The 11325-nt window shown below is 62.4% G+C and carries 8 protein-coding genes and 2 tRNA genes; 9 read left to right on the top strand and 1 reads right to left on the bottom strand.

Annotated elements, in window-relative coordinates; all coding sequences use genetic code 11:
* The first annotated feature begins 146 nt into the window (after positions 1–146).
* The 7 genes from uvrC (at position 147) to AC1Q5S_RS21675 (ending at position 6669) form a co-directional block, all read left to right on the top strand.
* The gene (uvrC, locus tag AC1Q5S_RS21705; RefSeq protein WP_492239415.1) at positions 147–2138 is read left to right on the top strand and encodes an excinuclease ABC subunit UvrC; all 1992 of its coding nucleotides are present in this window, start codon (positions 147–149) and stop codon (positions 2136–2138) included.
* Between the two features lie 33 nt (positions 2139–2171).
* Complete coding sequence (gene pgsA, locus AC1Q5S_RS21700) at positions 2172–2738, top strand: CDP-diacylglycerol--glycerol-3-phosphate 3-phosphatidyltransferase (protein ID WP_303837588.1); 567 nt, start codon at positions 2172–2174, stop codon at positions 2736–2738.
* Positions 2739–2805: 67 nt separating this feature from the next.
* Positions 2806–3891: a tartrate dehydrogenase gene (locus AC1Q5S_RS21695; RefSeq protein ID WP_303837589.1), complete on the top strand. Its 1086-nt coding sequence runs from the start codon at positions 2806–2808 to the stop codon at positions 3889–3891.
* Between the two features lie 303 nt (positions 3892–4194).
* Complete coding sequence (locus tag AC1Q5S_RS21690; protein WP_024815362.1) at positions 4195–4467, top strand: HU family DNA-binding protein; 273 nt, start codon at positions 4195–4197, stop codon at positions 4465–4467.
* Positions 4468–4482: 15 nt separating this feature from the next.
* Positions 4483–4558 (top strand) — tRNA-Val (locus tag AC1Q5S_RS21685).
* A 59-nt stretch (positions 4559–4617) separates the two neighbouring features.
* A complete protein-coding gene (locus tag AC1Q5S_RS21680) occupies positions 4618–6543 on the top strand; it encodes a SurA N-terminal domain-containing protein (RefSeq protein ID WP_492239414.1) in 1926 nt (641 codons plus the stop codon).
* Between the two features lie 50 nt (positions 6544–6593).
* Positions 6594–6669 (top strand) — tRNA-His (locus AC1Q5S_RS21675).
* Positions 6670–7513: 844 nt separating this feature from the next.
* Here AC1Q5S_RS21675 and AC1Q5S_RS21670 read toward each other — a convergent pair.
* Positions 7514–7996 carry an Lrp/AsnC family transcriptional regulator gene (locus AC1Q5S_RS21670; protein WP_303837594.1) on the bottom strand — a complete coding sequence of 161 codons (483 nt, stop codon included), beginning with the start codon at positions 7994–7996 and terminating at the stop codon, positions 7514–7516.
* A 107-nt stretch (positions 7997–8103) separates the two neighbouring features.
* Here AC1Q5S_RS21670 and mdeB point away from each other — a divergent pair, with 107 nt between their 5' ends.
* The gene (mdeB, locus tag AC1Q5S_RS21665; RefSeq protein WP_303837596.1) at positions 8104–10710 is read left to right on the top strand and encodes an alpha-ketoglutarate dehydrogenase; all 2607 of its coding nucleotides are present in this window, start codon (positions 8104–8106) and stop codon (positions 10708–10710) included.
* Positions 10707–11325, top strand: a 619-nt coding sequence (locus AC1Q5S_RS21660; protein ID WP_492239413.1) for a biotin/lipoyl-containing protein, incomplete at its 3' end; no start/stop codon positions are given. The genes mdeB and AC1Q5S_RS21660, both read left to right, overlap by 4 nt.

Below are 11325 nucleotides of genomic sequence, written 5' to 3'. Positions count from 1 at the left end.
AAGCGCAAGCGTGCGGGGTGGAATCTGGGCTATCTGGAGCGCGTCTTGGGTATCACTATTTAGATGCGATTGCCCTGCCGCAGGCTCGCCCAAACCGGGGTGGCATGTCCGGTGCGGCACAGATGCGAGCCGCCACAATAGATGCCATGTCTGATGTGCATTCCGAAGAACTCCTGGCGCAGGTGGCTGCGCTGCCGGCGCTGCCCGGTGTTTACCGCTATTTCGACGCACAGGATGCGCTGCTCTATGTGGGCAAGGCGCTCAACCTCCGGCGTCGCGTCTCCAGCTACTTCCAGAAGAACCATGGCGGCACGCGCATTGGCCACATGGTCAGCAAGATCGTGCGCATGGAGACCACGGTGGTGCGCTCCGAGGCCGAGGCGCTGCTGCTGGAAAACAACCTCATCAAAACGCTGAACCCCAAGTTCAACATCCTGTTCCGCGACGACAAGAGCTACCCCTACCTCAAGATCACAGGCACTGCCGCTGCCTCGGGCGACGCCCCTGTCCAACTCTATCCGCGCATGGCCTACTACCGGGGCGCGGTGGACAAAAAGCACCGCTATTTCGGCCCCTATCCCAGCGCGTGGGCCGTCAAGGAAACCATCCAGCTGCTGCAAAAGGTCTTCCGGCTGCGCACCTGCGAAGACACAGTGTTTGCCAACCGCACGCGGCCCTGCCTGCTCTACCAGATCAAGCGCTGCACGGGCCCCTGTGTGAACCTGATTTCGCCCGAGGCCTATGCGGCCGACGTGCAGCACGCCGAGGCGCTGCTGCGCGGCGAAACCCAGGTGCTGCTGCAGGCGCTGGAGGCGCGCATGATGGCGCATTCCGACAAGCTCGAATTCGAGCAGGCCGCCGAGGTGCGCAACCAGATCCAGGCGCTGTCGCGCGTGCTGCACCAGCAATCCATTGAAACGGTGGATGACAAGGACGTGGACATCCTGGCCGTGCGCGTGCAGGGCGGCCGCGCCTGCGTGAACCTGGCCATGGTGCGCGGCGGGCGCCATTTGGGCGATCGACCGTACTTTCCTGTGCATGTGGAAGATGCGGCCGGGGTTTTTGCGCAGGAGGGCGACGAGGCGGAACCTGCAGGCGACCGGCCGGTTCCGCCCGTGGAAGTGCTGGTGCTGCAGGCCTTTATCGCCCAGCATTACATCGGCGTGCCCGTGCCCCCGCTGCTGGTGACCAGCGTGCCGGTGGACAAGGCCCTGCTGGCGGCGCTGACCGAGCAAAGCGGCCTGCGCGTGAGCGCCATCCACCATCCGCGCGAGCAGCGCCGCGCCTGGCTGGACATGGCGCAAAAAAATGCCGATCTGCAGCTGGCCCGCCTGTTGGCCGAGGAAGGCTCGCAGCAGGCGCGCACGCGTGCCCTGGCCGAGGCGCTGGACCTGCCACCCGACGACCTGGACCAGCTCACCATCGAATGCTTCGACATCTCGCACACGGCGGGCGAATCCACGCAGGCTTCTTGCGTGGTGTTCCACCACCACAAGATGCAGAGCAGCGAATACCGCCGCTACAAGATCGAAGGCATCACCGGCGGTGACGACTACGCCGCCATGCGCCAGGTGCTGACGCGGCGCTACAGCAAGGTGGCCGAAGCCGCGCGCGAAGCCGGTGGCATCGACTATGCCGCCAACCCCGCACCGGGGGCAGAAGAGGCTGCCCGACCCAGGGGCCAGGCGCGCCTGCCCGATCTGGTGTTGATCGACGGCGGCAAAGGCCAAGTGGCGGTGGCGCGCGAGGTGTTCACCGCGCTGGGGCTGGACCTTACGCGCATCGTGGGCGTGGAAAAAGGCGAGGGCCGCAAGGTGGGCCTGGAAGAGCTGGTGTTTGCCGACGGGCGCGAAAAAGTCTATCTGGGCAAGGATTCGGCTGCGCTGATGCTGGTGGCGCAGATCCGCGACGAGGCCCACCGCTTTGCCATTACCGGCATGCGCGCGGCGCGCGCCAAGGTGCGCGTTGGCGGTGGGCAGCTTGAAGAAATTGCCGGCGTGGGGCCCAAGAAGCGGGCCCGGCTGCTGCAGCGCTTTGGCGGTGTGCGGGGCGTGGCGGCGGCCAGCGTCGAAGACCTGGTGACGGTGGACGGCATTTCGCGCGAACTGGCCGAAGAGATCTATCGCGCACTGCGCTGATATCACCCTGGCCAGCGTGACACAATCACGTCCATGTTTTTCACCATTCCCACCATCATGACCTGGACGCGCATTGTCGCGATACCTTTGATCGTGGGGGTGTTCTACGCGCCGCTCGACCCGGCCACGCGCAATCTCATCGCCACCGTGATGTTCGTGGTGTTTGCCGCCACCGACTGGCTCGACGGCTTTCTGGCGCGCAAGCTCAACCAGACCTCGTCTTTTGGTGCTTTTCTGGACCCGGTGGCCGACAAGTTTCTCGTGTGCGCATCGCTGCTGGTGCTGGTGCACCTGCAGCGCGCCGATGTGTTCGTGGCGCTCATCATCATTGGCCGAGAGATCGCGATTTCGGCCCTGCGCGAGTGGATGGCGCAGATCGGTGCCAGCAAGAGCGTGGCCGTGCACATGATCGGCAAGCTCAAGACCACGGTGCAGATGACGGCCATCCCCTTCCTGCTGTACGACGGGCGCCTGTTCGGCGCCATCGATACCGGGGTGTGGGGCACCTGGCTGATCTGGATTTCCGCCGTGCTCACGGTCTGGTCCATGGTGTATTACCTGCAGAAGGCGCTCCCGGAAATCCGGGCCCGCGTCAAGTAATTTTCAGTTTTTGGCCGCTAGCGCTTGATGGATAAGCGCTGGAAGCTATATTTTCAGGAGCGTTTGAATGGCGAAGCATCGCATCGCAGTGGTGGCCGGCGACGGCATTGGCAAAGAGGTCATGCCCGAGGGCCTGCGCGTGATGGATGCGGCTGCACGCCAATTCGGCATCGACCTGCAGTTCGACCATTTCGATTTCTCCAGCTGGGACTACTACGAGAAGCACGGCAAGATGCTGCCCGACAACTGGAAGGAGCAGATCGGCGGCCACGAAGCCATCTACTTTGGCGCTGTGGGCTGGCCCGAGAAGATTGCCGACCATGTCTCGCTGTGGGGCTCGCTGCTGCTGTTTCGCCGCGAGTTCGACCAGTACATCAACCTGCGCCCCGCGCGCCTGATGCCCGGCGTGATCGCCCCCGTGGTGCGACGTGACGGATCGCCCCGGTTGCCCGGCGAGATCGACATGCGCATCGTGCGCGAGAACACCGAGGGCGAATACTCCAGCATCGGTGGCCGCATGTACGAAGGCACTGCGCGCGAGATCGTGATGCAGGAGACGGTGATGTCCCGCCACGGTGTGGACCGGGTGTTGAAGTTCGCGTTCGAACTGGCCCAGTCGCGGCCCAACAAGCACCTGACCAGCGCCACCAAGTCCAACGGCATCGCCATCACCATGCCCTACTGGGACGAGCGCGTGGCCGAGATGGCCAAGGCCTACCCCGATGTGAAGGTGGACAAGTTCCATATCGACATCCTGACGGCCCACTTCGTGCAGCGCCCTGACTTCTTTGATGTGGTGGTGGCCAGCAACCTGTTTGGCGACATCCTTTCGGACCTGGGCCCGGCCTGCACCGGCACCATCGGCATCGCACCCAGCGCCAACCTGAACCCCACGCGCACCATGCCCTCGCTGTTCGAGCCCGTGCATGGCTCGGCGCCCGACATTGCGGGGCAGGGCATTGCCAACCCCATCGGCCAGATCTGGTGCGGCGCGATGATGCTCGATTTTCTCGGTTACCGCGCCGCGCACGACGCCGTGCTGGCTGCCATCGAGGCCGTGCTGGCCCCCCAGGGCGGCGGCCCGCGCACACCGGACCTGGGTGGCAAAGCCAATACCCAGGATGTGGGGCGCGCCATTGCGTCTGCCTTGTAACCCGCAACATCAGCGTGGTGTCAATCAGGAATGTTGCCCATGCGGCGGCTTTGAGACAAAACCGTCCTGCAAGCCCCGCCACACCGTGAAATACGACTAGAATTCAGAGCAACGCTGCTGCAAATCAGCGCGTTGTATTGACACCCGGAAACTCGATGGCTTTAATCTGATGCAGCAGCGCCTGCTGCATACGCCAGTCATTCCCCCGTCTGATGCCGTTCAGCCCCCAGGGCTGTGCTTTCGGACGTGTGAAGACCAGATATCCGCGAGACATTCCATCAACTCTTTTCCGAGAGGCTTCTTGTGAACAAAACCGAACTGATTGAGCACATCGCTACCAACGCCGACATCTCCAAGGCCGCAGCTGCGCGTGCCCTGGAATCCACGATTGAGGCCGTCAAGAAGACCCTGAAGAAGGGCGGCACTGTTTCGCTCGTCGGTTTCGGCACCTTTGCAGTGGGCAAGCGTGCAGCCCGCACGGGTCGCAATCCCCGTACCGGCGCTGCGATTAAAATCAAAGCTGCTAAAGTTCCAAAGTTTCGTCCAGGCAAGGCATTGAAAGACGCCTTGAATTGATGGCCAGTTAGGTTGGGGTCCTTAGCTCAGTTGGTAGAGCGGCTCCTTTACACGGAGTAGGTCGGCGGTTCGAGACCGTCAGGACCCACCACCACCGAACAAAGGCGAACGAAAGTTCGCCTTTTGTTTTTTGTCATTGAAAGATCGACCATGTTTGAATCCATCCGCAAGCACTCCAAGATCGTGATGTTCTTGTTGTTCTTGTTGATCATTCCATCGTTTGTGCTGGTGGGTATCGACAGCAACTATTTCTCCGAAAAGAGCGCTGTGGTTGCTCGCGTTGATGGTCACGACATCAAGCAGACCGACTGGGACAACGCCCACAAGATGGAGACGGACAGAATTCGGGCCCAGTCGCCCACGGTGGATGCCAAACTGCTCGACTCTCCCGAGGCCCGCTATGCAACGCTGGAACGCCTAGTTCGTGACCGGGTGCTTCAGGCCGCGGCCCAGAAAATGCACCTTGTCACCAGCGACAGCCGCCTGGCCCGCAGCCTGCAGGAAATTCCGGCCATCGCCGCCCTCAAACGCCCTGATGGTTCGCTGGATGCCGAGGCCTACCGCGCACTGGTGGGTGCCCAAGGGCTGACGCCTGAAGGGTTCGAGGCCAGTGTGCGCCGCGACATTTCGGTGAACCAGGTGATGGGCGGTGTGATGGGATCCGCCTTCGGCACCGATGCGCAGGTCAAGCTGTCGCTGGACGCCTTGTACCAGCGCCGTGAAGTGCAGATTGCCCGCTTCAACCCTGCAGATTTTTCCGGCAAGGTGGCGCCCACCGACGCTGATCTGGAGGGCTACTACAAGGCCCATACCTCCGCATTCCAGCAGGCCGAACAGGCCGCCGTGGAGTATGTGGTGCTGGATCTTGACAGCGTGCGTGCGGGCATCACGCTGAACGAAGATGACTTGCGCACCTATTACAAGGAAAACGTGGCTCGCCTGGCAGGCCAGGAGGAGCGCCGGGCCAGTCATATCCTGATCAATGCGCCCAAGGATGCGCCCGCGGCAGACCGGGAAAAGGCCAAGGCGCGTGCCGTGCAATTGCTGGAACAGGTGCGCAAGGCACCCGCCACTTTTGCGGAAGTTGCCAAGAAGTCCTCCGAAGATGCTGGTTCTGCCGTGTCGGGCGGAGACCTGAATTTCTTTGGGCTGGGCGCCATGGTCAAGCCATTCGAAGACGCGGCGTTTGCGATGAAAAAAGGCGATATCAGCGACGTGGTGGAAACCGATTTCGGCTACCACATCATTTTGCTGACGGACATCAAGACACCCCGTCAACCAAGCTTTGAAGAGTTGCGCCCCTCCATGGAAGCCGAACTCAAGCAACAGCAAGCGCAGCGCAAGTTTGCCGAGGTGGCCGAATCGTTTGCGAATGGCGTCTATGAGCAATCCGACAGTCTCAAGCCCGTGGCCGAAAAGCTCGGACTCAAAGTGCTGACGGCGTCGGGTGTGACCCGTACACCGGCGCCTGAAGCGACGGGCCCATTGGCAAACGGCAAGCTGCTGGAGGCGTTGTTCTCAACGGACTCCATCGAGAACAAGCGCAATACCGAAGCCGTGGAAGTCGGACCCAGCCAGATGGCTGCCGCCCGCGTCAGCGCCTACACCGCTGCTCGCACCTTGCCACTGGACGAGGTGCGTGCACAGGTGCGCAGCCTGTACATCGCCGAGAAATCCGCCGAGCTGGCGCGCAAGGACGGCGAAGCCAAGCTGGAGGCATGGAAAGCCACGCCCGGCAATGCTGCGGGTTTGCAATCCGCCATCGTGATCTCGCGTGATCAACCCCAGAATCAGCCACGGCGTCTGGTGGATGCGGTATTGGGTGCCAGTACAGCCACCTTGCCAGCCTGGATCGGTGTGGATCTGGGAGCGCAGGGATACGCCGTGGCCAAAGTCAATCGCCTGGTTCCGCGCGAGACCCCCAACGAGCAAGTCGCCCGCCAGGAGCGCCAGCAATACCTGCAGTGGTGGAGCAATGCCGAAGGACTGGCCTACTATGAATTGCTGAAAGACCGCTTCAAGGTTCAGATCAAGGCCCCCCGTCCACAGTCCACACCTGATCGATCGGAAATTTGACGGATATTGGCCCGAAGCCCGGTTTTCTCGGGCTATAATTCAAATCTACGGTGGCTGTAGCTCAGTTGGTAGAGTCCAGGATTGTGATTCCTGTTGTCGTGGGTTCGAGCCCCATCAGCCACCCCAAGTACAGTAAAGAAACCCTGCTATTCAAAAGATAGCGGGGTTTTTTGTTTTCTGTTGCTTGTAAGCCATTTGTAGGCACTTTGCACAAATGCAGCGCCAGCACCAGACATGAAAAAACCTGCGGGCTAGGCTGGGTCTTGCGGCTCTGTGGCGGGGCTTAGAGCGGCGCACAAAACGACTCCAATCGCCGGATGCAGATAACGCAGCACGCCAAGGAAAGCAGGGCCACATGAATGTCGATGCGATCCTTGATGCCGAAGCGTTTGAGGCGCACTCGACAACGCGCAAAATCGTAGCCCTTGTCGGCATGCAACTTTCCAGGCCAGCGGCTCGATCTTGTGCCATAGCACAGCGCTGATTGCCTTGTTTTGTTTCGAGCCATGCATCGTCAAACGCATTCGGGCTTCCCGGCGATGGCATGTTTTGTTAGCCGCTCTACACACGAAGGCATGGTTCGGCTACGCGAGTCGTGCGATCGCATGACGGACAGATCTGCCGCACAGGTCAGCGTGCTGACTCGCCGGGCTGGCGTTCTCGACGGTGTGAACGGTGCGCAGGTCGAGCTGTTCAAAGGTGAAAAAGGTGCAGAGCACCCATACCGATGCCTTCGGCGACTTCAAGTGAGACGGACTGACCGCCAATTCGGGACGCTACCTCGTGCGCATCAGCCACACTACGCTCGGGGTTGCCGAAGTGGAAGTCCAGCTGGATCAGCCCCAGGTGTTGGGTGACATTGAATTGAATTCCTCGATTGCATACGTCTGACGTGCGCGTGCAATGCAGCGCAATTGCGTGATCGAGAAGCACTGTCGAGTGCTAGTGGAATTGGTCTGTGACTAGTACGTCACAGGTTGTGCAGTGGCAACGCAGTTTTGTAGCGCACCTGCTTGAGTGCAAAACTGGAGCGGATTTTCTCGACCTGGGCAATTGGCGAGAGCTGTTCCAGGATGAAGCTCTCCAGCGTCGGCATGTCGGGCACGGCCACACGCAACAGGTAGTCGGCATCTCCCGTCATGAGGTAGCACTCCATTACCTCATCGCGGATGGTGATGTGTTCTTCAAATTCCTGCAGAGCCTGGCGGCTCTGCTGCTTGAGGCTGATGGAGATGAACACGTTCAGATGCAGCCCCAGCTGTTGTGCATCGAGCAGCGCCACGTATTGCCGGATCAACCCCCGTGCTTCCAGCGCCCGCACGCGGGCCAGGCAGGGCGAGGGCGACAAGTGAACCCGGCGGGCCAGCTCGACATTGGACAGGCTGGCGTCAACCTGAAGTTCGTTAAGAATCTTCAGATCGATCGCATCGAAGCGGTTTGTGCCTTGATTCATATTTTTGTCAAAATTTTATGCTTTTTTTTGAGCTACCACATCGCAGTTCAACATCAACTGCCTGCCATTGATCTCTACAGTCTTGATCTTCTCAGGAGACCCTTGCCATGAACGATAGGACCCAGCAGAGCCATTTCACCCAGCTGACTGCGGCAGACACCAATCCGACAGAAACCCAGGAATGGCGGGACGCCTTGCTGTCGCTGGCCGCCAACGAAGGTTCGGCACGCGTGCGGCAGATCCTGGATGAACTTGCCCGCCTGGCACGCACGCAGCGCATAGGCTGGCAGCCCGAGCTGAACACGCCTTACATCAACACCATCGGGGTTGAGCAGCAGCCGGTGTTCCCCGGCGACCTGGCCATTGAGGAGCGCCTGGCCTCGCTGATGCGCTGGAACGCACTGGCCATGGTGGTGCGCACCAACCAGGCCTATGGTGAACTCGGTGGTCATATCGCCAGCTACGCCAGCGCGGCCGATCTGTTCGAGTCCGGTTTCAACCACTTCTTCCATGCACGCAATGAAGCGCACCGCGGTGACCTGGTGTTTTTCCAGGCGCACAGTGCCCCCGGCGTGTACGCCCGCGCTTTCCTCGAAGGCCGCCTGAGCGAGGCGGACCTGCTGCACTACCGCCAGGAGATCACCGCGCCGGCCAGCGGCGCACGCGGCCTGTGCAGCTACCCTCACCCCTGGTTGATGCCCGATTTCTGGCAGTTCCCCACCGGCTCCATGGGCATCGGTCCGATCAGCTCCATCTACCATGCGCGCTTCATGCGTTACCTCACGCACCGCCAGTTGCTCGATTGCGGTGCCCGCAAAGTCTGGGGCGTGTTCGGCGACGGCGAGATGGATGAACCCGAGAGCATGAGCGCGCTCACGCTGGCCGCGCGCGAGAAGCTCGACAACCTGGTCTGGGTGGTCAACTGCAACCTGCAGCGCCTGGACGGGCCGGTGCGGGGCAACGGCCGCATCATCGACGAGCTGGAAAAGCTCTTTGCCGGCGCGGGCTGGAACGTGATCAAGCTGGTCTGGGGCAGCGACTGGGACGGCCTGTTCGCACGCGACACCACCGGAGCCCTGGTGCGCGCCTTTGCCAATACGGTGGACGGGCAGATGCAGACCTTTGCCGCCAAGGATGGCCGCTTCAACCGTGACAACTTCTTTGGCCAGAATCCCGAGCTGGCAGCGCTGGCCCAGGGCATGACCGACGAGCAGATCGATCGTCTCAAGCGCGGCGGCCACGACCTGGTGAAGATCCACGCCGCCTATGCGGCTGCTTCGGCCCACACCGGCCAGCCCACCGTCATCCTGGCGCAAACCAAAAAAGGCTACGGCATGGGCAGCGCGGGCCAGGGCAAGATGACCACGCACAGCCAGAAAAAGCTGGACGAGACCGATCTGATCGAATTTCGCAACCGCTTCAATCTGCCACTCACCGATGCGCAGGCCAAGGGGCTGGAATTCTTCAAACCCGCGGATGACAGCCCCGAAATGCGCTACCTGCGCGAGCACCGCGCGGCGCTGGGCGGTGCCCTGCCGCAGCGCGAGACCGTGTGCGCCGTGGTGCCGGTACCCGCGATCGACCGCTACGCGCAGTTCGCGCTCAAGGCAGATGGCAAGGAGATGAGCACCACCATGGCCTTCGTGCGCATGCTCGGCACCCTGCTCAAGGACCAGGCGCTGGGCCCGCGCATCGTGCCCATCGTGGCCGACGAGGCGCGCACCTTCGGCATGGCCAACCTGTTCAAGCAGGTCGGCATCTACAGCAGCGTCGGCCAGCGCTATGCGCCCGAAGATATCGGCTCGGTGCTCTCCTACCGCGAGGCGCTGGAAGGCCAGATCCTGGAAGAAGGCATCAGCGAGGCCGGTGCCATCGCCAGCTGGACGGCCGCGGCCACCAGCTACAGCGTGCACGGCCTGGCCATGCTGCCGTTCTACATCTACTACTCCATGTTCGGCTTCCAGCGCGTGGGCGACGCCATCTGGGCCGCCGCCGACCAGCGCGCACGCGGCTTCCTGCTGGGAGCCACCTCGGGCCGCACCACGTTGAGCGGCGAAGGACTGCAGCACCAGGACGGCAGCAGCCACCTGGTGGCGGCCACCATTCCCAACTGCAAGGCCTACGACCCGGCGTTTGCGGGAGAGCTCGCCGTGATCATCGACGCGGGCATGCGCGAGATGCTGGTCGAGCAGCAGGACGTGTTCTATTACGTCACGCTCATGAACGAGAACTACGCCAACCCCGATCTGCCCGAAGGCGCGGCCGAGGGCGTGCTGCGCGGTGGCTACCACTTCGGCAGCTACGGGCCGCAGGGTGGCGAGCGCGTTACCTTGCTGGGCTCGGGCGCCATCTTCACCGAAGTGGTTCAGGCCGCCCAGCAGTTGGCTGACCAGAACATTGGCGTGGACGTGTTCAGCATCACCAGCTGGAGCGAGTTGGCGCGCGATGGCATGGCGCAGGAGGCCCACAAAGCGGATGCCTACGTGGCGCAATTGCTGGCCGCCAGCACTGGGCCCATTGTGGCCGCCACCGACTACGTGCGCGCCGTGTCCGAGAGCGTGCGCGCCTTCATGCCGCAGGGCCGGCGCTATCGCACGCTGGGCACCGACGGCTTTGGCCGTAGCGACACGCGCGCGGCTTTGCGCTCTTTCTTCAAGGTCGATGCGGAAAGCATCGTGGCACGCGCCCTGGCCGACATGGGAGTGAAAGCATGAGCATCGTAGAAGTGAAGGTCCCGGACATCGGCGACATCGACGAAGTGGGGGTGATCGAGTTGCTGGTCAAGGTGGGCGACACGGTTCAGGCCGAGCAATCGCTGATCACCGTCGAGTCCGACAAAGCCTCGATGGAAATTCCGTCCAACACCGCTGGTGTCGTGAGGGAACTGCGCGTTGCACTGGGCGATAAGGTGAAGGAGGGCTCCGTGGTGGCGCTGTTGGAGGTTGCTGGCGACGCCGCCGCCCCGGCGCCCGCAGCTGCCCCGGCACTGGCGGCCGCTCCTGCCGCGCCATCCCCGGCCGTCGCCGTCACAGCAGCGCCTGCCGCTGCCCCAGCCTCGGTGGCCGTGCCCGCCCACCAGCCTGGCATTCCCACGGCCACCCCGTCGCTGGGTTTGCCGCACGCATCGCCTTCCGTGCGCAAGTTCGCCCGCGAGCTGAGCGTGCCCATCGACGAGGTCAAGGGCACCGGCCCCAAGGGCCGCATCACGCAGGACGACGTGGCCGCCTTCACCAAGTCCGTCATGGCAGGCGTGGTGCAAACCAAAGCCCAGGCTGCCAAAGCGCCTGCAGCCACCGGCGGTTCGGGCATCGGCCTTGATTTGCTGCCCT

This window comes from Acidovorax sp. GW835-FHT14B10 (genome assembly GCF_058793725.1).
This window is presented reverse-complemented; position numbering and strand designations above follow the sequence as displayed.

Excerpts from the sequence above, each read along its gene's own strand:
- mdeB (WP_303837596.1), top strand. The coding sequence starts at position 8,104 with ATGAACGATAGGACCCAGCAGAGCCATTTCACCCAGCTGACTGCGGCA.
- AC1Q5S_RS21680 (WP_492239414.1), top strand. The coding sequence starts at position 4,618 with ATGTTTGAATCCATCCGCAAGCACTCCAAGATCGTGATGTTCTTGTTG.
- AC1Q5S_RS21670 (WP_303837594.1), bottom strand. The coding sequence starts at position 7,996 with ATGAATCAAGGCACAAACCGCTTCGATGCGATCGATCTGAAGATTCTT.
- pgsA (WP_303837588.1), top strand. The coding sequence starts at position 2,172 with ATGTTTTTCACCATTCCCACCATCATGACCTGGACGCGCATTGTCGCG.
- AC1Q5S_RS21695 (WP_303837589.1), top strand. The coding sequence starts at position 2,806 with ATGGCGAAGCATCGCATCGCAGTGGTGGCCGGCGACGGCATTGGCAAA.
- uvrC (WP_492239415.1), top strand. The coding sequence starts at position 147 with ATGTCTGATGTGCATTCCGAAGAACTCCTGGCGCAGGTGGCTGCGCTG.